The following is a 24,954-nucleotide window of genomic DNA, read 5'->3' as shown; positions in this document are numbered from 1 at the left end:
GTTCTGCGGTATGGGATGGGTGGTAGGAATTTGTGCTGTGAACAAATTCTTCGAACTTCGAAAGGAGCATGGTTATAAAGGTGGATAAAGAAGTAAGATTGTTGGAAGAGGCAAATAAGCAAAGTATTGCAATCTCTAAAGAACAGGCGGTGCAATTAGTTCAGTATTACGAGATGATGATAGAAAAAAATAAGGTTATGAATCTTACTGCAATTACGGATTTTGAAGAGGTAGTGACAAAGCATTTTATTGACAGCCTTAGTATAGTAAATATATATGATATAGATCGCCCGCTAAGTGTTATAGATGTCGGGACAGGTGCCGGATTTCCAGGCATTCCATTAAAAATTGTATTTCCCCGGCTTAAGATTACATTGATGGATTCACTGAATAAGAGGTTGAATTTTTTAGATGAAGTAATATCAGAATTGAATCTGAAGGACATTGGTACAGTACATGGAAGGGCAGAGGATTTGGGAAGAAACAACCTATATAGGGAAAAGTATGATTTATGTGTATCAAGGGCAGTAGCCAATCTTTCAACGCTATCGGAATATTGCCTTCCGTTTGTAAAGGTAGGAGGAGTATTTGTCTCGTATAAGGGAGTGAACCTGAAAGAAGAATTAGATGCAGCACAAAATGCTGTTAAGAGATTAGGCGGCAATATAAAAGGATACAAGGAATTTTCTTTAAATGAAACAATAGGAAGATCCTTTGTGGTAATTGAGAAAACAGGGAATACATCCACGAAATATCCCAGAACAGCCGGAAAACCTTCAAAGGAACCCTTATCCTAAAATAGATAAATAAGAGGTATGGTGTGAAAAAAACATTTTTCACTTTCTATTTAGGAAGTATCGCAAGCAGGCTTGCGATATGCACGGGTGTTAGTGTGAAATAGAAAATAATTCACACCCTGATTTGAGGCAGTAAATCATCTGCAAGCAGACGATTTATGCCATGGGAGCTAGTGTGAAATAGAAAATAATTCACACGCAAATTTGTGCCTGCGGCCCAAAGTTTGCAGGTACAGGAAAGGCTTTGATATTAATATGATACAAGGGAAAGTTGTAAGTGATGAAAAAAATATTTCAGATATCTTTTCAATTTGGGAAAGTGTCTTTGGTATGGATGGAAATAGTTTAATATATAACGGATTAAATGTATATCTCATTTTATTTGAGGGATTAAAAGAGGATAAGCCAATCGGTGCAGTTATGTTAAGAGAGAAAGAAAATGGCTGCCTGATTGAAAATCTTGCGATTATAGAGTCGAAAAGAAATCAGCAAAATGGAGAATTCCTTTTAAGGTTCGCAGTGGACAAAGGATTTCAGCTTGGATATGAAAAAATATATACAGAAACAAAAGAAAAGAACGGAAATCTGTTTGAAAAGATAGGATTTGAAATAATAGAAGATAGTAACATGCCGGATGAAACGATAAAATACCAAATTATGCAAGAAAATTTTTATAAAAGATGTAAACACTAAATTTGTGCAAAGAATATGATAGAAATTTGTCAAAAAATAAAAAAGTACTTTAAAAATTGTAAAAAGTGGTATAAAATAAATATATTAGAAATAAATCAGAAGGCAAAATATTTAATAATTTAACACATTTACATTAACCTGATATTCTAAAATATGAATGGAACATGGGAGAATAATAAGTATGATTTATCAGGAAGATAATATGGGGTTCGTAGAGCAATTAAGAGATACTTTATATTATATAGATGATAATGAGCAGATGGTTCAAAGGGAAATGAATCAGATTAATATAAATTTAAAGATTTTAGAAGAAAAGAAGAAAAAGATACAAAAAAGTATATCATCTTTTTTAGTGGATAATGTATCTGAGGATGTGTATTTGTTAAATATGAATGATAGTGATTTGAAAGTAGCTGATCTAAAAAATGAAAAGCAAAGAATTGAAAAGGAAATAAAAGAAGAGGAAGAAAAATTTTTAGAGTGTATAAAGAGGAAAAATAATCTCGAGAATATAAAAAATTGCTTTTACACTTTAAAGGGGAATCTTTGTGAAGAGACTTACGATATACACAAGGATACTTTTGAAGGAGCAAAAGGAAACGATAAAATAAGTTATGAGTTGGGATTAAGCATTATAGAAACACAGGAAAATGAAAGAAAGAGAATTGCAAGAGATCTGCATGATTCAACCGTGCAGAATCTTACGACAATGATGCATAAGACAGAGTTATGTACGAGATTGATTGATATAGATCCGGTAAGAGCTAAGCTGGAGCTCCAGACAATGGTTGGAACTATTAAAACTACAATAAATGATATGCGAAATATTATTTACGGACTAAGGCCAATGACCTTGGATGATTTGGGTTTGATTCCTGCTATTGAGAAATATATAAGAGATGTTTCTAATAATTATAATATAAAAGTTAAATTAAAAATACATAATAAAGAACGGCAGTTATTACCTTCGATAAATTTGACTTTGTTTCGAATTATCCAGGAATCCGTAAATAATTCTATTAAACACGGAAAAGCAAATGGTATTTGGGTTGATATATACTATTGTGAAAAAGCGGTAAGAGTTCAGGTAAGAGATGATGGGATAGGTATTAGTAATGATACATTAAATAAAGCCAGCGGGAATATTTTTTCTGGTTATGGTTTGTCAATGATGAAGGAAAGAGTATCTATATTATCAGGAAACTTTAATATAGAATCAAAAGAAAAAGAAGGAACAAAAATAGAAGTAAAGATTCCTTTAATTAATATTAGGAGGGGAAATAATGAATAGTATAAGGGTAGTTATAGCAGATGATCATCGTATGATAAGAGAGGGCTTAAAACAGCTCTTGGAGTTAGATGGAGATATCGTGATTATCGGTGAAGCAGGGGATGGTATTGAGTGTTTAGAACAAATTGAAACAAAGAAACCGGATGTATTACTGCTTGATATCAATATGCCAAGAATGGGTGGATTAAAAGTACTTGAGAAATTAAAGGAAATGAAATCCACTACAAAAGTTCTTATTTTAACAATACATAATGAAATTGAGTATTTGTTAAAAGCCGTTGAAATCGGAGTAAATGGATATGTTTTAAAAGATTCTGAAAGCGACTTATTAAGAAAAGCAATATTTGCAGTGTATGGAGGAGAGACTTTTATACAGCCCAATATGATTCCATTACTTAACGAGAAATTGGAGAGTAGGGAAGATATGACATCCAGTGAAAATCTTCTTACAAAGCGAGAAATGGAAGTTTTAAGATTAATAACAGAAGGATTATTTAATAAAGAAATAGCCTATAATCTTTCAATAAGTGAAAAGACAGTAAAAAATCATGTATCTAATATTTTTAGAAAAATATCTGTTTCAGACCGTACGCAAGCAGCGGTATATGCAATTAAGAATAATATTGTAGATGTATTATAAAGAATGATTGAAGAAGCTCCATAAAATTTTTAGTATATTGTCAATAAGTTGTTGGTTAAGACTATTGAGATTACAAAAAAAATTATGGAGCTTTTTTATTGCCCTTTTAAGGTAGAATGTTTCACGTGAAACATACTAGTCCTATTTTAGAAAGATTTATATATAATTTTAAATTAATTAGAAAAAATATGACTTATATTATAGATAAAAAAAATTATTAATGTTATAATTGTAAAAGACTAATGATAAAGGTAAAATGAATATTTGAAAGAGAAAAGGTTTATTTTATGAAAGAAAAACAATAGACGGTTGTCTGAAATATTTTCAATCACGCAGGATTATCGTTTTTAGGAGGAAAAATGGGACGAATAATAGCAATTGCAAACCAAAAAGGGGGTGTAGGTAAAACAACTACAACCATAAACCTCTCTGCATGTCTTGCGGAGAAAGGAAAGAAAATACTTACCATTGACATTGACCCTCAAGGAAATACATCAAGCGGACTTGGTGTTAAAAAAGATGAATTGCAGTATACAGTCTATGATTTAATAATCGGAAATTGTAATATCGCTGATTGTTTAATAAAAAATATATATGAAGGATTGTCTTTGCTTCCTTCCAATGTGAACCTTGCAGGTGCAGAAATTGAATTAATTGGAGTTGAAGAAAGAGAGTTTATATTAAAAAAAGAAATTGATAAAATAAGGGATGAATATGATTTTATAATAATTGATTGTCCTCCTTCTTTAAATACATTAACTATAAATGCAATGACAACAGCAGATACTATCCTGGTACCGATACAATGTGAATATTATGCATTGGAAGGTTTATCACAGCTGATACATACAATCAATCTGGTAAGACAAAGGTTAAATCCAACATTAGAAATAGAAGGAGTAGTATTTACTATGTTTGATGCAAGGACGAATCTGTCCCTGCAAGTTGTAGAAAATGTAAAAGAAAATTTGAAGCAAAATATATATAAAACGATAATACCGAGAAATGTACGATTAGCCGAGGCACCAAGTCATGGGCTTCCGATAAATTTATATGATCCGAAGTCAGCAGGAGCGGAAGGATATAGAGATTTAGCAGATGAAGTGATAGAAAAGCGATAAAATAGTAGATCATACATAAGGAGAGTTATATGGCTGTATCAAAAAAAGGTTTAGGAAAAGGCCTTGATTCTATGATTCCGGATAGAATTGAGAAGGTAATGGCAAAGGAAGAAAAGGACAAGCAAGATGTTTCACGTGAAACATTGATTCCGATTAATGAGATAGAACCGAATAGAAAGCAACCAAGAAAGCATTTTGATGAAGATGCTATTCAGGAATTATCGGAATCCATTAAGCAGTATGGGGTGATTCAGCCTCTTATTGTACAAAAAAGAGATAAGTATTATGAAATTATCGCCGGTGAAAGAAGATGGCGGGCAGCAAAATTAGCCGGTCTTAAAGAAATTCCAGTAATAATTAAAAATTATAGTTCGCAGGAAATAGTTGAAATAGCTCTTATAGAAAATATACAACGTGAAGATCTTAATCCGATTGAAGAAGCATTAGCCTATCAAAATTTAATTAAGGAATTTAACTTAAAACAGGATGAAGTTGCAGAAAAGGTATCAAAGAGCAGGACTACAATCACCAATGCAATGAGACTATTAAAGCTGGACAGCAGGGTACAGCAGATGCTCATTGATGATATGATATCAGGAGGTCATGCAAGAGCACTATTGGCTATTGAGGAAGAGGAAATTCAATATCAGCTGGCAACAAAGGTTTTTGACGAAAAGCTTAGTGTCAGAGAAACTGAGAAGTTAGTGAAAAAAGTATTAAAAGGAACAAATGAGCTGAAAGAAGAAATTGCAATATCGACGGAAAGTATAGCCATTTACAGAGATATAGAAGAAAAGATGAAAAGAATAATGGGTACCAAAGTATCTATTAAAAGGAAAGATGATGATAATGGTAAAATTGAAATAGAATATTATTCATCAGAAGAATTAGAAAGACTACTTGATTTATTTGAAACTATACGTTAAAAGGAGAATGTTCATGTTACTATCTGATTACATAAGTGATTATCTGGATTATATTTTAGTGGTGATGGCGGTCAGCATCATAATAATGCTCATATGTTTAATTGTTTTATTTGTAAAATCAAGTAAGTTGAAAAAAAGTTATAAGAAGTTCATGGAAGGTGCAGAAGGAAAAAGTCTTGAAGAGCAGTTTGAAGATAAATTTAAACAATTAGAGGAACTAAGAAAAGAAAGTAAGCTTCATACGGACCAGATAAAGAAAATATTTGAGAATTTAATGATTACCTATCAGAAAATTGGTATTGTGAAGTATGATGCATTTCAGGAAATGGGAGGCAAGCTAAGCTTTGTTCTTGCCATTCTGAATGATGAAAATGATGGTTTCTTACTGAATTCAATGCATTCCACCAGAGAAGGCTGTTACACTTATGTGAAAGAAATTATTAAAGGAGAGTCTTTTGTAGTATTATCATCCGAGGAAAAATTAGCCCTTGAGGAAGCAAAAAAGACTAAAAATTATATGGAATAGAAATACAATATAATTTATAAAGAAAAAGGCCAACCTCAAGGGCGGCCTTTTTCTTATGATGTTTTATTATTTCTTGGCAGGTATATTATCTTTTCCGTAGTAAGCGATTAGATATAATTCCTCTAATTCAGATACCAATGGAAGTCTGGGATTGGCAGTTGTACACTGATCGCCGAAGGCCAAATCTGCTAAAGCATTAACCCTGGAAAGGAAAAGTTTTTCTTCAATTCCATATTCCTTTAAGGTTGCAGGAATTCCTAAAAAGGCATTTAGCTTTTCAATTTCTGCAGCCAAAATTTCAACAGCGTCATCGTTATTCTTAGGTGCATATCCTAGTTTTTTCATTAAAGTATAAATCTTATCACCTACAATATAGCTTTCATATTTAGGCCATGAAGTGAATTTAGTAGGGCAGGAGGTTCCATTGTAACGTACAACATGAGGAAGTAATATTGCATTGGCGCATCCATGAGGAACATGATATTCACCGCCTAATTTATGGGCAAGAGAATGGTTAATTCCAAGGAAAGCATTTGTAAATGCCATACCTGCTATTGTAGAAGCATTATGCATTTTCTCTCTTGCTACAGGATCCTTTTCTCCAAATTCGTAAGATCTCTTTAAATAGGTGAATACCATTTCTATTGCATGTGTAGCCAAGGCATCTGTATAGTCAGAAGCAAGTATTGATATATATGCTTCAATAGCGTGAGTTAATACATCCATACCAGTCCAGGCAGTTGAGTTTTTTGGTACTGTCATAACAAAATCAGGATCAATAATTGCTACATCAGGAGTTAATTCGTAATCGGCCAGAGGATATTTTTTGTTTTCAACTTTGTCTGAGATAACGGCAAAGGAAGTTACTTCTGATCCGGTACCTGAGGTTGTAGGGATAGCAACCAATTTGGCCTTTTTTCCTAACTGTGGGAATTTGTAGGTACGTTTTCTGATATCCAAAAACTTAAGAGACATATTTTTAAAGTCAGCTTCTGGATTCTCATAGAACAGCCACATACCTTTTGCTGCATCTATTGCTGAACCGCCGCCTAATGCGATAATTACATCAGGTTTAAACTTATTCATGGATTCTACACCATTCATGATTGTTTCTAAGGAAGGATCGGGTTCAACCTGGTCAAATATTTCACAGTGAACGTATTGTTCTCTTTTTCTTAATTGATAAAGTACTTTATTTACATAGCCAAGCTGAGTCATTGCAGGGTCAGTTACAATAAAAGCTTTCGTTATATCAGGCATCTTGGAAAGATAAGCAGTTGACCCGGATTCGAAATATATTTTACTGGGAATTTTAAACCATTGCATATTGTTTCTCCTCTTAGCCACACGCTTAATGTTTACGAGGTCTACTGCTGATACATTATGTGTTGTAGAATTTCCGCCATAAGAGCCGCAGCCAAGTGTTAAGGAAGGCATATTTGTGTTATATAAATCACCGATTGCACCATGAGTAGAAGGGGAATTAACAATAATACGGCCTGTCTTCATACGGTTAGAAAATTCTTCAATTACTTTTTGATCCGTCGAATGAAGTACGGAAGAGTGTCCCATACCGCCATTTGCTAACATTTTTTCACAAAGAACCATGCCGTCTTCCACATTTTTGGCTTTTACCACTGCCAGTACGGGGGATAACTTTTCAATAGACAGTGGATATTCAATGCCTACTCCATCGATTTCTGTGCATAAAATCTTGGTATCGGAAGGAATAGTAAAGCCTGCAAGAGCTGCGATAGCAGCGGGGGACTGTCCTACAATAGCGGGATTTACACTTCTTTTCTCAACATTGATAACAATGGGTTCGAGCTTTTTAATTTCTTCTTTTGTTGCAAAGTAGCAGCCAGCCTTTTTCATGAGTTCTACTACTTCTTTATAAACAGGAGCTTCGATAATAGCAGCCTGCTCTGAAGCACAAATCATACCATTGTCAAAGGATTTTGATAAAACAAGGTCATTTACAGCACGCTTTAATACAGCGGTTTTTTCAATAAAGCAAGGAACATTACCAGGTCCAACTCCAAGAGCAGGTTTTCCGGAAGAGTAAGCGGCCTTTACCATGCCTGGTCCACCGGTTGCAAGAATGCATGCAACACCCGGATGATTCATAAGCACAGAGGTAGCTTCTACGGAAGGATATTCAATCCACTGGATACAGTTTTCAGGAGCGCCGGCTTTCAGGGCAGCTTCATATAATGTTTGCGCTGCAGCTTTGGAGCACTTTTGTGCACTTGGGTGGAAGCCGAAAATAATGGGATTTCTTGTTTTGATACAAGACAGGATTTTGAACATGGTAGTGGAAGTAGGATTTGTTACCGGAGTAACACCAGCTACGATACCTATAGGCTCTGCAACTGTCATGTAATCTTCTTCTTCATTATCTTCAATAATACCTACGGTTTTTTGATATTTAATGGAATGCCAAATATATTCGGTTGCAAATATATTCTTTGTTATCTTATCTTCATAAATACCTCTTTTAGTTTCATCAACAGCTAATTTTGCAAGATACTGCTGTTTAGCTAAACCTGCCAAAGCCATTTCGTGAACAATGTTATCAATCTGTTCCTGATCGTAGTTCATGAATTCTTTTAAAGCTATCTGAGCATTTTTTACAAGCTGGTCTACATGCTCCTGGGGGGTAGGTTGATTTTTGTCGCTCATAGGAATCCTCCTTGATTTGTTATATTTTAATGAATGTTAAATAATTAACAAGTTGATTTGTTTCTTTTTACATTTTCAATATATCAGATTATGATTCTTTTGTCAAACAAATGCGTTGTAGATGATGCATAAATTACTAACCAATATTATGCCCAAACAGTAAATAAAATATACATTGTGCATAAATTGGATATTAGCACTGATTTCAAGATATCAAGAAAACGACATAATGCATAAAAATTATTTGCTCATAAAACAATATTGTTATTTAATTAACAAATATAGAAACTATTTTTTTTAACCCTTATTGACATAGAAGGATTTATTCGATATTGTATTATATAGCAGTTAATTTTATTATTTAATCATAGAATACAAAGGAAGAGGTTAATTCCTTTAGTATATACCTGAGGTGCTTATATGAGAAAGGTGTTACTTGATTCAATCAAGGGACATGAATTGCTTGCGAGGGATATTATTTCGGACAGCGGAATAATAATAATGACAGCGGGGTCCCCCGTTAAGATAGAATATGCCAAGAAATTAAAAGAATTAGGCTATAGCTATATCTGTGTGGAAGATGAATTATCGAAGGGTATAAACGAAGAAGAAAATATCGAAGAAAAGATTAAAGAAGAATGCCAGGAAGTTGTAAGAGATATTATCGACCGTTATACTTATCAGGGTTACGGAGAGCTTGAAGAAATTAAAAATATTGCCGAAACCATTATCTGTGATATTATCAATGCACCGAATGTTTTGTACAGTATTTCGGGTATTCGTAAAAAAAGTGAAAGTACATATGCACATTCATTAAATGTAAGTGCTATGTCTGTTTTGATAGCGCTCAGGATGAAATTAACAAGAGAAAAGGTAAGACAAATTGCTATCGGAAGCCTTTTGCATGATATGGGATATAATCTGGTTAAAATTGATTATCAAAATTTTAATTATTTAAAAAGCAGCAAAGAAGAGCAGAAAGAGTTAATGAAGCATGTTGTTTATGGCTATTCCTCTGTTATAAAAGAGAGTTGGCTGCCGGCAGCATCTAAGGATATCATTCTTTGTCACCATGAAAGAAATGATGGGACAGGTTTTCCTTTTCATAAAAAGGGAGATAAAATTAAGATTGGCAGCAAGATAGTCGCTGTATGTGATACGTTTGATAGCCTGACATATGGATTTATGATGCCAAAATTAAAGGTGCACGATACACTTGATTATATTCTTAGCCAAGCCAATATAAAGTTTGATTTTGAAGTCGTTAACTGCTTTCTTGAATTGGTAGCGGCATATCCCAATGGTACGATTGTTGTAACCAATGAAGGCGAAAAGGGTATTGTATTAAGGCAAAACAGTAAATGCCCTACCAGACCTGTTTTAAGGATGTTAACGGATGCAAGTGGTAACAGATATGACACTTGGGTTGAACGGGATTTAAAGGCAGAACTTTCGGTTGTAATAGTAGATGCGCTGGATGCAGAGGATTATTGCTAAAGCCAGACAATACATCTTGTTAATTTTAATAAAATGTGTTATAAGTAATTCATATTCATTGAATTTATTCTTTTATGGGTATGTTAAATAAGCTAACCTCCATATAATAAGATAATCTAATTATTGTATTTAGCAGGAGGTAATGTGAAATGAAAGTTTTCACATTCTTATTCAGGCAATATCGCAAGGAGCCTTGCGGTATGCACGGGTGTAATGTGAAATAAAAGTTTTCACATTCTTATTCAGGCAATACCACAAGCAGGTTTGCGGTATGCACGGGTATAATGTGAAATAAAGTTTCACATGCTGACCAGATATCCCATTTCTGAAGCAAAGGGATATAAAAAGGAAACTGCTACGTATTAGTGAATACTCAGTGAGATTGATTATTCAGAAAAGAGGTTATTATGCATAGTTTTTTGAAAGCAATAGGTTTTTCAAACATTAAAGATAGATTGGATTTAGAACATCTGATTAATTTAATTATAGAGGCACCTTCTGAGAAGAGAGTTTATACTTTACAGGATGGCAGGACATTGGCTGAGGTTACCAAGCTCTTTAGCAAGCAAATAGGTATCACTGTCAGAGGCGAGTTTGATAAGGAAGGCAAATTCTATATGGAGCATTATTTCCCTTATATTAAGGGGGGATATATGAGCACAAAAGAGGACATATCTATTATTAAAAGGGTGGATACAGATGCATATACAGGCATGAGCGATGACGTCAGATTAGGTGTTTCCTTAATTTTTTATTTGCAGAACGTTGTTGATTATTTTGATGAGATAAAGGATAAAAAACAACTCGACAGGCCTTACCCTATATTTTTGTCGGCACTCTCTGTTTCTGGAAAGGTCTTACTGCCTTTAGAAAGGGATGAGAAGCTGGCTAAAAGCAATTCAGCTGAGGTTCAATACAGAAGGCAGTTAATATCGGAAGCGAAAAAGGGAAATCAAGAGGCAATAGACAGCCTCACAATAGATGATATCGATATGTATGCCATGATATCAAGGCGTGCCAAGGTAGAGGATATTTATACGATTGTTGAAACGTCTTTTACACCTTATGGATCAGAGTCTGATAACTATACTATCCTTGGAACGATTCTTGACCTGGAAACTTTAAAAAATGATATTACAGGAGAGGAGATATACAATCTGGGCATTTCCTGTAATGATGTTATTTTTCAGGTGGCTATTAATAAGGATGATTTATATGGGGAACCCCTGGTGGGAAGAAGATTTAAGGGGAATATATGGCTTCAGGGTTACGTGGATTTTAACTATAATAGTGCTAAGTTATAATTTTATTATGCTTTGGGGGTTGACTATTTGCCTCGAAAATAGTAGAATGTTTTTGCTGCCTTTTTTAAGAATAAGATTGTAATTGGCAGATAAAAAAAACGTTCTCGTAGCTCAGCAGGATAGAGCGATCGCCTCCTAAGCGATAGGTCGCACGTTCAAATCGTGTCGGGAACGCTATAAAGGCTGTTGAAGAAATTCTTCAACAGCCTTATTTATTGGGTGTTATTAAAGATCTAAGAAATCATTTTTTGAATAATGTTTTTTGGACTTCTTTTTTTTGGCCGTATAGGCATTTCTGCGCTTCCTATAGGGAAGTTCTATAAATATAAGATATAAGGTTGTGGAAATAAGAATTACAATAACGATTATGGATATAATCACAATCTGCAGACGGTGTTTGTCTGCATTCGTATCTACAGGCATTTGAACTCCCTTTGTAACGATAGTTTTTGGTGTTTCAGGAATAAAATTATTATTCAGCATATAGGAAGAGGTATTTTTGGTATAAAGAATATCTGCAGATCCTATATAGGTATTCTTATAAGTAAAGCGCATGGATCCGATAACGTTATCACCGTTTTTTATTTCTTCCACAGGTACATAGGATATTGCTTTTTCAGCCTTCTTAAAGGAGATGCCTTTAGGCAATACAACACTTCCTTTTGTACTTAATTTTAAAGAAGAGGTTTTTCTGCTAAACAACGGAGCATATTTGGTAAATAAGGAATCGGATTCCTCCTTATCAGGGTCCAGTTCCTGGGATATATTATAAATGCTGTAATTTTCAAAACCGTAATTAAGAAGAGCTTTTGTATCGGCATATTCATTTGGGATACTGTCACAGCACATAATAACACTGATTAAGGTCATGCCATTACGTTTTGCAAAGGTTACAAGGGTATATTTGGACTTTAGGGTATATCCGGTTTTTCCGCCGATTACTCCTTCATAAGGGATGGATCCCTTGACCATCTTGTGATGATTTGCCAGATATCTTGTTTCAGACTGAAGGTTTGTCGGAGGAATGGCATAGGTCTTGGTCCCTGTTATTTTTTGAAAAGTTTCATTATTAATGGCAGCTCGTGATATAAGTGCCATATCATATGCGCTTGTATAATGGTTATCATCAGGCAGTCCGTGAGGGTTGACAAAATGAGAATCTACACATCCTAAACTGGCAGCCTTTTTATTCATCAGATCAGTAAAAGCGGGGACGCTGCCAGCTACATGCTCAGCGACACCATAGGCTACTTCATTTGCGGATTCCAGCATAACGGCATAAAGGCTTTGTTCCATGGTGAGCTTTTCTCCCACATCAATTCCTATACGGCTGCTGTCTAAGTCTACATCATATATTGCATTTTTTGAAAAAGTTAGAACCTCACCAGGGCTTGAATTTTCAAGAGCTACCAGAGCCGTCAGTATTTTGGTTATACTCGCAGGGTAGTGCTTGTCATGTATATTCTTGGCATATAGGATTGTGCCGGTGGAGGCTTCCATTACAATGGCTGCTTTTGATGCGATGGAGGGCTTATCTCCTATATTAAGAGCTTCCTGTCCAGAAGATTTTTGAGTGGCTGCAGTACTATCTGCACTATTACTTTGGGCCTGAACACTGGTTAAGGATGTATTTAAAATAAGCAGGCATAGTGCGCTTATGCTTATAAGAACACGTAACTTTTTCATAATAACCTCTTTCTCGTATATATCGCAGGCCATCCGGCGATATTGCTTAAATAGAATGTGAAAATTGATTTCCATTTGGGCATTACTTCACTAAGCTATAAAGGGGACAGAAAAATCCCTATAGCTATTTATTCTTGTATTTATTTTATCTATTTTATCGTTAGTTTTATACTTAATGGGATATTTTGTTTTACATTATTCTATTATAGATGATTTCACAGGTTGTATCAAGTATTAAAAGAAAGGTTAAGAAAAAATAAATAAAAACGCATTACCTCTATAATAATTTATTATAGAAATAATGCGTTTTTGATATTTATAATATGGAACTATTTTGAACGCCAGCTTTTAATTACTTTAAGTCTTGTAAACTCTTCTCTTTCCTTTTCTTCCAGAGCATTTTGAATGTCATGAACAAGGTCTATATAATGAGGAATAGTTATATTTTTCAAAGCATTGGCGCGTTTTTGAGTTTTGTTTATACTTGCCGCCAGGCGGTAAGCAGAGTTCTCGATTGTGGCAAGACGCAGTGTAAGCTCTTTTACTTTACGAAAACTGCTGGTTGCTTCATCCAGAGAAACTCTGGTATTAAAGAAGGAGTAGGTAGGCTTTTCATCCTCCAGTTTGAAATCAACTAAAGGAATCTCAGTTCCCATAATACTTCTTTGTTTGATTTCGATAGAATTTTCTTCCGGAATGGTGAAGCTTAAATCTTCTACATTTCGGATGCCCATTTCAATATTGGCTTTTTGTAAAGCGGCATATGCACTGGTAAAAGTTCCATCAATTTCTGTCTGGATATCCCTTGCCTTATCAATCAGCTCCATAAGCTCGCGGATTAAAATATTTCTTTTCTTATCCATAAGCTCGTAACCTTGTTTGGCTAAGGCAAGAGAGTTTTTGGCTAATATTAGATTTCCCTTGGTGGGGAAGGTATTCGGATCCATATATTACACCCATGCCTTTCTGCTTCATCCATACAAATGGATTTGCTTAATTGAGGTACTTAGTTGGAAGCCTCTGATGAGATATAGTATTTATCCAGTATCTTTGTATCAATTCTGTCAAGCTCTTCTTTAGGAAGCATACGAAGCAGTCTCCAGCCTAAATCAAGAGTTTGGATAACTGTACGGTTTTCATCCATTCCCTGGGTAATGAATTCCTGTTCCATAGCTGCACCAAATTTTAAGTACTTTTTATCAATGGGAGAAAGTTCATCTTCACCAATTACACTGGCAAGGGCTCTTGCATCTCCTACATGGGCATAAGAAGAAAATAACTGGTTAGCGAGGTCCTGATGATCTTCTCTGGTATATCCTTTACCGATACCATCCTTCATAAGACGTGACAGGGAAGGAAGAATATTGATAGGAGGATATACATTCTTTTGGTAAATGGAACGGTCTAATACAATTTGGCCTTCTGTAATGTAACCTGTAAGGTCAGGGATAGGATGAGTGATATCATCATTAGGCATTGTAAGAATGGGTATCTGTGTAACAGAACCTTTGCAATCCCTTACGATACCGGCTCTTTCATAGATGGTTGCCAATTCACTGTAAAGGTAACCAGGATAACCTTTTCTGCTGGGGATCTCGCCCTTGGAGGAGGAAACCTCACGCATTGCTTCTGCAAAGGAGGTCATATCGGTTAATACAACGAGAATGTGCATTCCTTTTTCAAAGGCAAGATATTCTGCGGCTGTTAATGCTACCTTCGGAGTAATCAATCTTTCTACTACAGGATCATTTGCCAGGTTCAAGAACATTACAACGTGAGGCGTAGCACCGCTTTCCTCGAAAGTACGGCGGAAGAAATCAGCAACATCATGTTTAACGCCCATGGCGGCAAATACGATAGCGAATTCTTCATCGCTGTTTTCACCTAAGGAAGCCTGTTTAACGATCTGAGCTGCCAGTTGGTCATGAGGAAGACCATTTCCGGAGAAGATAGGAAGCTTCTGACCACGGATCAGGGTTGTCAGACAGTCAATTGCAGAAATACCTGTACGGATATAGTTTCTTGGATACTCTCTGGTACAGGGATTTAAGGGAAGACCATTTACATCCTTCATAACCTCGGGTATGATAGGGCCAAGTCCATCAATAGGCTGACCGATACCGTTAAATACACGGCCTAAGATTTCAGGAGAAAGTGCAACCTGCAGGGGATGGCCGGTAAGCTTGGTGTGGGTGTTATTAAGAGACATTTCCTCTGTCCCCTGGAAAACCTGTATAACTGCTTTGTCTTCGTATACTTCAACGATTCTTCCTATTTTCTTCCTTCCGTTTATAGTAAGTTCTACGATTTCATCATAGGAGGCATCACGTACACCCTCAATAGCAATTAAGGGGCCGTTTATTTCGCTTAATCCTAAATATTCAATAGCCATATTTTATATCCTCCTTAACCGTTCTTGGCCATGATGCGATTATAGAAGTCATCAATCATAGCTGTATAGTGATCAAATTTGAATAGTTCGTCGTTTGCAATATCATACTTTATTGAAATAACTTTATCAAAGATATCTTCCTGTTTTAACAGGGACATAGGCATGTTCATGCCAATGAGCTGTTTTGACTTGGAATAGAGATAGAGTATGGTGTGCATCATTTTAAGCTGTTTATCAAGCGGTACATAGGTATCAGAAGGATGGTAAGCATTCTGCTGTACAAAGCCCAGACGTATTACCCTTGCAATTTCAAGAACAAGCTTTTGATCATCGGGAAGTACATCGCTTCCAATCAGCTTTACAATTTCATTTAATTGATTTTCCTGTGTCAACAGGGCTAATATCTGATTTCTGCAGTCTACAAAGTCTCTTCCGACATTTTCTGTATACCAGGGAGCTAAGTCATTTAAATACTCGCTGTAACTGGTCAGCCAGTGAATGGCAGGGAAATGTCTTGCATAAGCAAGAGATTTATCAAGTGCCCAGAAGCAGCGGACGAAACGCTTGGTGTTCTGGGTAACAGGCTCTGAGAAGTCACCGCCCTGAGGAGATACGGCACCGATAATGGATACGCTTCCTTCTGTTCCGTTTAAATTCTGCATAAAGCCGGCTCTTTCATAGAAAGCGGATAATCTGGAGGCCAGATAAGCCGGAAAGCCTTCTTCTGCGGGCATTTCTTCAAGACGACCGGATAATTCACGAAGAGCTTCTGCCCAACGGGAAGTAGAGTCAGCCATGATTGCTACATGATAACCCATATCACGGTAATATTCCGCTAAGGTAATACCGGTATAAATACTGGCTTCACGGGCAGCAACCGGCATGTTGGAGGTATTGGCAATAAGGGTTGTTCTGTCAAGCAGGGGATTACCGGATTTGGGATCCACTAACTTTGAGAAGTCTTCCAATACTTCTGTCATTTCGTTTCCACGCTCGCCACAGCCGATATATACGATAATATCTGCATCGGACCATTTAGCAAGCTGATGCTGTGTCATGGTCTTACCGGTTCCAAATCCTCCGGGAATAGCAGCAGTACCGCCTTTTGCAATGGGGAACAGTGTATCAAGAATACGCTGTCCGGTTATCAATGGACGGTCAGCCGGATATCTTTTCTGTGTGGGTCTTGGAACACGGATGGGCCATTTCTGTGTTAAGGTTATATCTTTTTCTTCACCTTCCGGTGTCCGGATTGTAATAATGGTATCACTTATGGTGTATTGTCCGTCTTTTACGGCTTTTATTACAACGCCGTCGGTACCGGGAGGCACCATGGATTTATGCAGGATAGCGCGGGTTTCAGGAACTTCGGCAATAATAGTGCCTCCGTATACTTTATCCCCTTCCTTTACCGTTACATGTACATCCCAAAGTTTTTGACTGTCAAGGGCGTCAACACTTACACCTCTGGATATATAGGCTCCGGAGATTTTTGCGATTTCTGTTAAGGGACGCTCAATACCGTCAAAGATATTACTGATAATACCAGGTGCTAAAGTTACGGAAATAGCAGCACCGGTTGAATATACTAGCTCGCCGGGCTTCATGCCGGTGGTTTCTTCATATACCTGAATAGTGGTACGGTCCTTTGTAAGACCAATTACTTCTCCAACCAACTTTTCCTTGCCAACAAGAACCATTTCGCCCATTTTAAAGCCCTGATTGCCTGCCACATATACAATTGGTCCGTTAATTCCGTATATTTTTCCTGTTATATTCATAATGGAGATAACTCCCCTTTCTTCTTTCATATGGCATTTTAAAGTTATAAGACTGGCTCATAAATTAACCAAAAAAGATTAATTTACAGCGAATTTATTCTTGGATTCTTCCATTCTGGTCAGAAATGAATTATCTATTAAAATGCTCTTTTCCTGAATAACAGCTCTGGTTCCTCCTATAAAATCGCGATTGCTTATGGTTAATTCGGCACCTGTCAAGGCTTCTAAGGAGGCTTTAAGGTCAGCATCAGTAGGATTAATGTAAATTATAATCTTATCCTGACCTGCGAATTCTTTTGCAGACTTTATCTGCTTAACCAAAAGGTCTTTATAATCAGAGGTTTTGATGTATCCCTGCAGCTTGGCAGATACATCCTCGTACAGATTGGTTTTAAGTTCCTGTGAGCGGTCACTCAATTTTCTTTTGAGGGTAATTAATTCACTGGCAACTTCTTTGTTTTTTTCGCGAAGCAGTTTTTCAGATTCAGCGCGGTAAGTAGCTTCTGATTTTCTTAATTCCTCTTCTTTGTGCTCGCTATATATCTGCTGCAAAGATTTCTGATATTCTTCTATTATTTCAATATTCTGATTGGTGGCACTTTCCATAGCAGAATTATAAAATTGTTCTAATTTCTCATCTAAATTCATAGACATCTCCCTTTACAATTTTATTCCAATTGCTTCATTTACATAGGAAGTAATAAAATCAGGTTTTCTTCCTGTTCCATGACGGTCAGGAATTTCAACAATCAGCGGAAGCTTTCGGTTTAATTTTACATCATTTATAATATCAGGGAACTCACGGCTGAGTTTTTCTGTAATCAGAAGAACACCGATGGTCTTATCTGCAAGCGCGTTATCCAGTTGTTCTTTTAAATGCTTTTTTGAATGTATGATAACTCCGTCCACGCCTGTAAGGCGCATTCCCGTGTAGGTGTCAACATTATCACTGATAAGAAACATACGCATACAGTTACCTCCTTAATTAGTAAGAGAAAAGCCTTATGCGAAGGAGTGTGAAAAGGCTATTTCACACTCCTTCTTGTCATATTTTTTATTATAAAATAGAGAAAGATACGATTAATCCGTAGAGTGCGATACCTTCTGCAAGAGCTACCATGATAAGCGCTTTACCGAAAATACTGGAATCTTCACTCATAGCACCTAAAGCGGCAGAGGCAGCGGATGCAACGGCAATACCACCACCGATACAGGATAAGCCGGTTGCAAGAGCGGCAGCCATATATCTCCAGCCTTCTGCAGATGCATTAGCAGCTTCATTTGCCTCAGCGGCGGATACCTTACCGGTGAATAACAAGATGTGTGCGATTACTAATGTACCAAAAAAGAAAAGTGAGTTTGCGATTACAGATGCTTTAAAATTACCTTTTTTCTTTTCACTAAGTAAGAATGCTCCAAAGGGAATAACGATACTTAATACCAAAGCTACTACTAAAATCATTTTTGCTGTCATTGTCATAATATGTTCCTCCTTAAATTATACTATTATTTACTTTTATATGGCTTAAATCCTTTTCCTGTTCCCGTATAAAACCGGCTGAACATCTCATAATATTCAAGACGCAGAACCTGGATACCAACAACAAGGCCTTCCATGCCCGCTACGAAAATATTACCGATAATTACAGCCAATATATTAGGGTTTCCTGATTGGGCGCCTGCCAGTAACATTACGACACCCATCATCGCTGCATGACTGATTGCAAAGGCACCAACACGCAGAAAGGAAATAGAATTTGTAAGGTAGCTTAAAACAATTTCAAATAATTCAAAGAATGATTCTACGAAAAACATTCCTTTATCTTTCGGCAATATCTCCGGTTTCCTTTTTATAAGATGAGTAAGAGGCTCTCTTAAGAAAATAAGAATCAGGGGAATACCAAGGAAAACTGCAAGCAAAACGCCTGCTGGCATCGGATGGCCGGTTGCTATAAGTACAGCACATACAATAACCATGGAATAGAATACAAGTCCCGCAACACCGTTGTTATCAAAGAAAATCTTTTCAATATCTTTTGTCCTTATTCCGTTTATAATATTTATCAGCATGGTGATAATAATTATTGTGGAGCCAAAAGCTACGGCAGTGAACAACACGGTCATGACATTTTCCATAGGATTTAACCATATATGGGGCAGGATATTTTCAAATCCAAAAACACTGCCATACAGAAAGCCCATGATAGTAGAACAGATACCGGATGATGAAATAATGGCCGCCAGTGGTATTTTTTTATACCGATAAATTAATGCACCGATGATGGCAAGGCATAAACCCTGTCCTACATCGCCGAACATGATACCAAAAATAATGGGATAAGTAATGGCTACAAAAAATGTAGGGTCCATTTCATTATAGGCAGGCAAGCCATACATTTTAATAAACATTTCAAAGGGCTGAAATATTTTTGGATTTTTAAGTTTTGTGGGAGGCTTTGTAGAAACATTAGCGATATCTTTTTCTACCATGCAGTAAATGTTTTTGTCTTTGTTAATATCACGGATCAAAGCTTCTACACTAGTTTCCTCTATCCATCCACAGAGTATAAAGTAAAAGGTGTTTCTTTTGGAAACTGTAGTACAGGCGGCCATTTTCCGGACCTCGAAATTATTGGAATATACACATATTGTTTCGTGGGCATTAAGAATCTGGTCAGAGCGGCTGCTTAAACGATTGGTCATTTCAGCATTGATACTGTCGGTCTTTGCCTGGTTTTCTTCCAGCTTTTTAGCGAGGGCGTTATATGCCTGCTCCGGCGTTCCTTCATATTCTGAAGTAATGGATATATTCTCAAAATGAAGTGAGGAATAAATGGTATCCGTCTTATCAGCTTCGGCTTCAGGAACAAAATATACCCCCCAGACATAGTCTGGATCTTTTTGGCATTCCACAAATAAAGTGGTTAAGCTTTCGTATACAAATTTGGAGAACTTGGTATAATATTCGTGGGAAATTCGTCCAAACCGGTATTTGATGAATTTGAAAGCCAAAATCTTATCAATTTCATAGTCCAGATGGCGGAAAGGTTCAATTTTCTTCTGAAGTTCCAATAAATGTTCTCTTTCGGCTGCAAGCTTTTTCTTCCCGGCAGTCAGATCTTCCATTTCCCTGGAAGCAGACAATATAATAGCTGAAGCTTCAGAAAGGGTCATTTTAATGGGATTTTCAGGTCGATTATTGTTAAACCGTTCTGCCAATTCAAGAGCTTTCGAATGTATATCCTTATAGGGATTTGCTTCAACGAAAGGTTTTAAATCTTGAACGGAACTAAGTTCTGACAGGGCGTTTTCCAGATGAATCTCATATTTATTGAGATATATACTTACTACTCTGTCAAACTCAGTCCTTGGACCGGTAATGGTGATAAATCTCATCTTTTCAATCAATTATTGCACCTCCGATTCAAGTAATTGTGATGTATTTTAATGTATCCTGAGGGTCCAGTTTATAACGGATACATTCCAGTGCGGATGTAAGCCTGTCAATTTCTGTCCTCTTAAGATACAAATAATAACTGATGGGTGCCATGGAATTCGGGTATTTATCATTGTAATGCTTATAGGCTTTATATAGGGTTTTCTGATATACCTTTTCAACTGTTCCATTTGCGAGAGAAGGAATCATAAACTCATAAGGAGTTGCCTTTAATACCCCGCTGAACTCATCAATGGTGGAGGTTTCCATCAGTTTTATTAACTTATCCTTCTTCAGTTTGTAAGTTATCGGGATAACATAGGCGTATGCATCCTTTACCTGAAGGTTATAAAATTTCTTGGAGCGGTATAGCCACATGATATTCAATAGATCAATCTCAAGCCCTAAGGTAGCAGTAACATACTTTAAGTTATCGCCGGATAATATTTGGTCTTTTAGCTTCCAGGCTTTCATAAAATACTGGATATCAAGCTTCATTTCATAATCAAAGGAGGTTATATCCGTTTTCTGAATGCTGGTCAGTACAAAATGATAATCGCTTCCTTTTAGATGCTCCACATATTCATCCATAGATTTTGAAGAGACAAGTGAAGCAATGTCAACCTTAGAATGTTTATTAAAGAAAGCGGTTATAATATCCAGATCGTATTGTCTGTGCTGGTTATAAACCATATGCATGCAGTATTTTAATATGTTTACTTCATAGCGGAGAAAGACAATATCTAACACCTTTTTCTGGTCGGGATTTGAAAAACTGTACAGTTTTGAAAAGTCTTTATACAGGCAGTTGTTTATCATACTTTCAACCTGGCCCCTATGAATGAGGTTCTCATCAATTCCGGCAAAGATTTCATTATAACCGGGATGGGACTTTAGGTATGCAATTAAATCGACGATAGATTCAAAGTCTGCTATTGACTGATACTCTGTATTTTTTACGGTTTTTGCCTCCAGGGCTCTGGTCTTTGTAACAATCCCGCTATAGACTAATAAATTGCTCATAACAAACCTCCCTGCAACTAATTATTTATTCACTTATGATTTCCTGCATAATCTTTTCAACATAAAAATCATGGTTCCTAGTATAATTAGCTTCCAGGTCGGAAATTTGCTTTTCCCAATCTTTTGTAATAGCTTCTTTTTCGGCGGCTAATTCCTTGTTTACCTGATTCTTTAATACAAGAAGTTTTGCGTTAGTGCTATCAGCTACGTCTTTATCCAACTTTTCCAGATCATTCTTTAAGGCTTCCTGTAATTTCACTTTTTCGTCGTTGGCACGTGCAATGATAAGATTTGCTTTTTCTTCAATGTCGTGTAAAAGACCAATTACATTTTCCATGTTAAACCTCCTTGCGTTTATTTTCTGTTTGGCATACACATAATATACACAGCATATGTAATAAATGTAGGCCGGATAGAATTAACCTTGAAAAAATATAAAGCTGTGGCTTTATTGCTAAATCAAAATAGTTAAAAAGACTCCTATTTTAAGCTGGAACACAGCTATATAATACTACAGAAATTTAAAAATGCTATCGTTAAAATGTACAAATTTCGAGAAATTATTAAAAATTAATTAAATATAATTGAAAAAAATTTTTAAAAACTCACTCTATTATAACTATTTAATTCCAACTTCCGATAATCAATATAGAATCCACTTGTTATTCTTTATCTGTATGATATAATGAATTAGCAAAAATTTCAATAAGAATTAAGTCGTAAAAAATATTAATTTGTTATTTTGTAGGAGATGAAATATGAGACTAAGAAATGTGCGTGGTTCCAGGGAGGAAATAGCGCAGAATGAATATGTTGTTCAGGATTCGGAACAGTATAAAGGAAAGTGGAACGAGTTTTTTCAAAACGATAACCCCATTCATATAGAAATCGGTATGGGAAAAGGGAAGTTTATATGCTGTCTTGCCGGAGAAAACCCAGGTATTAATTATTTGGGTATCGAAAAATATTCCAGTGTCCTAATCAGAGGGATTGAAAAGAGAAAAGAGCTTTTTTTACCAAACCTATATTTTGTGAGGCTGGATGCGGAATATATAAATGATGTGTTTGATAAAGAGGAAGTGGATAGAATTTATTTGAATTTTTCAGATCCCTGGCCCAAGGACAGACATGCCAAAAGAAGGCTGACCTCAAAAGAATTTCTTGCAAGATATGAAAAACTGCTAAAGAAAAACGGAGAAGTTATCTTTAAGACAGACAACCGGGAACTCTTTGATTTTTCTTTGGAAGAAGCAGAAATTGCAGGATGGGAGATTAAGAATTATACGTATGATCTGCATAACAGTGAATACATGGAAGGGAATGTTATGACAGAGTATGAAGAAAAGTTCTCTGCACTTGGGAACCCTATTCACAGGATGGTAATACAGCAGAAAAAACAGAATTAGAGAAGCTTTTATTACCCCTGTACAATTCGTAAAAAAATGCATATACTAATATATGAAACCTGGATAGAGGGTTATAAATGAAGAAGACAATAAAATCCCAATTAGCAAAGTCATTTGGCGGCAACATGGAACTTAATAAAAGGGCGCTTCAGATGAAAAATTCCCTGGATGAAATAAACGGTATTTTGGGAAAGGGTTTAAAAAAGAAAGGTAATGGGAAATAGCAGATAAACGAAGGAGGAAATTAATATGGCGCACAAATTTACAGATGATAATTTTGAGCAGGAGGTTTTAAAATCCCAGGTTCCGGTAATCGTGGATTTTTATGCAGACTGGTGCGGACCCTGTAAGATGATGGCTCCGATTATCGAAGAACTTGCAGAGAATTATGAAGGAACTGTTAAGGTAGGTAAGCTCAATGTGGATGAAGCACCTAATGTAAGCAGCAAATATAGAGTTATGTCGATTCCGACTCTTTTATTTATTAAAGATGGTGAAGTTGTAGACACCGTAGTTGGTGCAGTACCAAAGGGGCAGTTAACCGACAAAATTGAAAAATTAAAATAGTCAATCCTCAGTGCCTTTCTCGTTTGCAGAAGGGCACTGTTTGATAATACGATATTATACGCCGGGTTTGAGAATGAAATTGGGTAAATATTGTAGAAAAATAAAGCTTTTGTAAAGAATAAAAATAAAAATTAAAAAAGTTTAAAAAAATACTTGCAATTTGTTTATAGATATTATATAATCATTTTTGCGTTCGGGAAATACGAACAAGCAAATAACAAGATAAGCGCTTCTAGCTCAGTTGGTAGAGCACCTGACTCTTAATCAGGGTGTCCAGGGTTCGAGCCCCTGGAGGCGCATTTTGAGTCCTAGTTTGGCAAACGTAAGAGTTGCTGGGTTAGGGCTTTTTTGTTATGTACGGAATGGCAAGTCGGTACTGGATAGGTCGGAGAGATGATTTTGTCGGTTATAAAATAAAGATTGGATGAAGGGGGCTTTTTAATATAGTAGAAAGTGATTGGAAAATATGTATTTAATGGATACTTAAGTTTATATTATAATCTGGAATAGATTAAAATAAGGTTTGGGTTTTTTAAAAATAGTATTTGAGGGATGGTAAAGTTATCTATTTTAATTTAAAATTACATAAAGAACGTATAGTTAAAGACAATTGATGCAAATCAACGACAAATCAGAATTTGTCGCGAAGATAATGAGCATTTGCTCTTGCAGGCGCATTGAAACAGAACTACAGAAAATTTATATTACACGAGGAGAAAGAGAATGAGGGAGTTTAATATCGGCGGGGTTGTGCCATTTGGCGGTTATCATTGGCGCATTCTTGATATACAAGGCAATGCGGCCTTAATTATAACTGAAGACATGATCGAACAACACCCCTATAATAATTGCGCTGGTGATGTGACATGGGCTGACTGCTCGCTAAGAAAATATCTTAACAGTGAGTTTTATAACAAATTCACCGCGGCCGAACAGTCAAGAATCATTCCGGCATTGAACAAAAACCACGACAATCAGTGGTACGGTTCAAGAGGCGGAGAAGATACTTGGGATTACATATTTCTTCTAAGCATTGAAGAAGTAGTGTGTAAATATTTCGGTGACAGCAGTAAAAACCTTGAAAACCGCAGCGCCAAACAACGATACTGGTTTCAAAGGAAAGACCAAAACAACAACAAGCGAAGATCGACATTCGATGGGTATGTATGGTGGTGGTGGCTTCGGT

General features: G+C 36.1%; 24 protein-coding genes and 2 tRNA genes. 15 read left to right on the top strand and 11 right to left on the bottom strand.

What is annotated here, in order from left to right; translation table 11 throughout:
* Positions 1–80: 80 nt before the first annotated feature.
* From rsmG to BUF11_RS23505, 7 genes are all read left to right on the top strand, one after another.
* On the top strand, positions 81–797 hold the full coding sequence (gene rsmG / locus BUF11_RS23535) for a 16S rRNA (guanine(527)-N(7))-methyltransferase RsmG (RefSeq protein ID WP_242952448.1): 717 nt from the start codon (positions 81–83) through the stop codon (positions 795–797).
* 255 nt (positions 798–1,052) lie between these two features.
* A complete protein-coding gene (locus BUF11_RS23530) occupies positions 1,053–1,490 on the top strand; it encodes a GNAT family N-acetyltransferase (RefSeq protein WP_073591316.1) in 438 nt (145 codons plus the stop codon).
* 181 nt (positions 1,491–1,671) lie between these two features.
* Complete coding sequence (locus BUF11_RS23525) at positions 1,672–2,781, top strand: sensor histidine kinase (RefSeq protein ID WP_073591315.1); 1,110 nt, start codon at positions 1,672–1,674, stop codon at positions 2,779–2,781.
* Positions 2,774–3,421 (top strand): response regulator, encoded by a 648-nt coding sequence (locus tag BUF11_RS23520; RefSeq protein WP_073591314.1) that lies wholly within the window; start codon positions 2,774–2,776, stop codon positions 3,419–3,421. Before BUF11_RS23525 ends, BUF11_RS23520 begins: the two co-directional genes overlap by 8 nt.
* A gap of 359 nt (positions 3,422–3,780) precedes the next feature.
* On the top strand, positions 3,781–4,542 hold the full coding sequence (locus BUF11_RS23515; protein ID WP_073591313.1) for a ParA family protein: 762 nt from the start codon (positions 3,781–3,783) through the stop codon (positions 4,540–4,542).
* Between the two features lie 29 nt (positions 4,543–4,571).
* Positions 4,572–5,468, top strand: coding sequence for a ParB/RepB/Spo0J family partition protein (locus tag BUF11_RS23510; protein WP_073591312.1), 897 nt, complete (start codon positions 4,572–4,574; stop codon positions 5,466–5,468).
* Positions 5,469–5,481: 13 nt separating this feature from the next.
* Entirely contained in the window at positions 5,482–5,994 is a 513-nt protein-coding gene (locus BUF11_RS23505) for a DUF4446 family protein (RefSeq protein WP_084558854.1), read from the top strand.
* Positions 5,995–6,060: 66 nt separating this feature from the next.
* On the opposite strand, the gene adhE is transcribed toward BUF11_RS23505, so the two are convergent.
* Positions 6,061–8,676, bottom strand: a complete 2,616-nt coding sequence (adhE, locus tag BUF11_RS23500; protein ID WP_073591310.1) for a bifunctional acetaldehyde-CoA/alcohol dehydrogenase — start codon at positions 8,674–8,676, stop codon at positions 6,061–6,063.
* 420 nt (positions 8,677–9,096) lie between these two features.
* Between adhE and BUF11_RS23495 the strand changes: the two genes are divergently transcribed.
* The 3 genes from BUF11_RS23495 (at position 9,097) to BUF11_RS23485 (ending at position 11,651) form a co-directional block, all read left to right on the top strand.
* Positions 9,097–10,173, top strand: coding sequence for an HD-GYP domain-containing protein (locus BUF11_RS23495; protein WP_073591309.1), 1,077 nt, complete (start codon positions 9,097–9,099; stop codon positions 10,171–10,173).
* 407 nt (positions 10,174–10,580) lie between these two features.
* Positions 10,581–11,477: a DUF3881 family protein gene (locus tag BUF11_RS23490; protein WP_073591308.1), complete on the top strand. Its 897-nt coding sequence runs from the start codon at positions 10,581–10,583 to the stop codon at positions 11,475–11,477.
* 100 nt (positions 11,478–11,577) lie between these two features.
* Positions 11,578–11,651 (top strand) — tRNA-Arg (locus BUF11_RS23485).
* A gap of 51 nt (positions 11,652–11,702) precedes the next feature.
* Here BUF11_RS23485 and BUF11_RS23480 read toward each other — a convergent pair.
* From BUF11_RS23480 to BUF11_RS23435, 10 genes are all read right to left on the bottom strand, one after another.
* Positions 11,703–13,163, bottom strand: a complete 1,461-nt coding sequence (locus tag BUF11_RS23480; RefSeq protein WP_073591307.1) for a D-alanyl-D-alanine carboxypeptidase family protein — start codon at positions 13,161–13,163, stop codon at positions 11,703–11,705.
* Positions 13,164–13,492: 329 nt separating this feature from the next.
* Positions 13,493–14,110 carry a V-type ATP synthase subunit D gene (locus BUF11_RS23475; protein WP_073591306.1) on the bottom strand — a complete coding sequence of 206 codons (618 nt, stop codon included), beginning with the start codon at positions 14,108–14,110 and terminating at the stop codon, positions 13,493–13,495.
* A gap of 59 nt (positions 14,111–14,169) precedes the next feature.
* Complete coding sequence (locus tag BUF11_RS23470; RefSeq protein WP_073591305.1) at positions 14,170–15,555, bottom strand: V-type ATP synthase subunit B; 1,386 nt, start codon at positions 15,553–15,555, stop codon at positions 14,170–14,172.
* A 14-nt stretch (positions 15,556–15,569) separates the two neighbouring features.
* Entirely contained in the window at positions 15,570–17,336 is a 1,767-nt protein-coding gene (locus tag BUF11_RS23465) for a V-type ATP synthase subunit A (RefSeq protein ID WP_073591304.1), read from the bottom strand.
* A 78-nt stretch (positions 17,337–17,414) separates the two neighbouring features.
* Positions 17,415–17,984, bottom strand: a complete 570-nt coding sequence (locus BUF11_RS23460) for a V-type ATP synthase subunit E (protein ID WP_073591303.1) — start codon at positions 17,982–17,984, stop codon at positions 17,415–17,417.
* Positions 17,985–17,996: 12 nt separating this feature from the next.
* A complete protein-coding gene (locus BUF11_RS23455; RefSeq protein WP_073591302.1) occupies positions 17,997–18,305 on the bottom strand; it encodes a V-type ATP synthase subunit F in 309 nt (102 codons plus the stop codon).
* A gap of 88 nt (positions 18,306–18,393) precedes the next feature.
* Positions 18,394–18,816: an ATP synthase subunit C gene (locus tag BUF11_RS23450; protein ID WP_073591301.1), complete on the bottom strand. Its 423-nt coding sequence runs from the start codon at positions 18,814–18,816 to the stop codon at positions 18,394–18,396.
* Positions 18,817–18,842: 26 nt separating this feature from the next.
* Positions 18,843–20,744 carry a V-type ATP synthase subunit I gene (locus tag BUF11_RS23445; RefSeq protein ID WP_073591300.1) on the bottom strand — a complete coding sequence of 634 codons (1,902 nt, stop codon included), beginning with the start codon at positions 20,742–20,744 and terminating at the stop codon, positions 18,843–18,845.
* A 16-nt stretch (positions 20,745–20,760) separates the two neighbouring features.
* Positions 20,761–21,795: a V-type ATPase subunit gene (locus tag BUF11_RS23440; RefSeq protein ID WP_073591299.1), complete on the bottom strand. Its 1,035-nt coding sequence runs from the start codon at positions 21,793–21,795 to the stop codon at positions 20,761–20,763.
* A 25-nt stretch (positions 21,796–21,820) separates the two neighbouring features.
* Positions 21,821–22,132, bottom strand: a complete 312-nt coding sequence (locus BUF11_RS23435) for a hypothetical protein (RefSeq protein ID WP_073591298.1) — start codon at positions 22,130–22,132, stop codon at positions 21,821–21,823.
* 421 nt (positions 22,133–22,553) lie between these two features.
* On the opposite strand from BUF11_RS23435, the gene trmB reads away from it, so the two are divergent.
* The 5 genes from trmB to BUF11_RS23415 form a co-directional block, all read left to right on the top strand.
* Positions 22,554–23,201 carry a tRNA (guanosine(46)-N7)-methyltransferase TrmB gene (trmB, locus tag BUF11_RS23430; RefSeq protein WP_073591297.1) on the top strand — a complete coding sequence of 216 codons (648 nt, stop codon included), beginning with the start codon at positions 22,554–22,556 and terminating at the stop codon, positions 23,199–23,201.
* 77 nt (positions 23,202–23,278) lie between these two features.
* Positions 23,279–23,425, top strand: a complete 147-nt coding sequence (locus tag BUF11_RS24570) for a hypothetical protein (RefSeq protein ID WP_175562142.1) — start codon at positions 23,279–23,281, stop codon at positions 23,423–23,425.
* Between the two features lie 25 nt (positions 23,426–23,450).
* Complete coding sequence (gene trxA, locus BUF11_RS23425) at positions 23,451–23,768, top strand: thioredoxin (RefSeq protein WP_073591296.1); 318 nt, start codon at positions 23,451–23,453, stop codon at positions 23,766–23,768.
* A 226-nt stretch (positions 23,769–23,994) separates the two neighbouring features.
* Positions 23,995–24,067 (top strand) — tRNA-Lys (locus BUF11_RS23420).
* Between the two features lie 424 nt (positions 24,068–24,491).
* Positions 24,492–24,954: DUF6273 domain-containing protein (locus BUF11_RS23415; RefSeq protein ID WP_073591295.1), on the top strand; the 463-nt coding region annotated here is incomplete at its 3' end.

The sequence above is a fragment of the Anaerocolumna xylanovorans DSM 12503 genome (assembly GCF_900143645.1).
GTDB classification, from domain to species: Bacteria; Bacillota; Clostridia; order Lachnospirales; family Lachnospiraceae; genus Anaerocolumna; species Anaerocolumna xylanovorans.
Note: the sequence above shows the minus strand (reverse complement) of the source record. Positions and strands in the feature narration are given on the sequence as shown.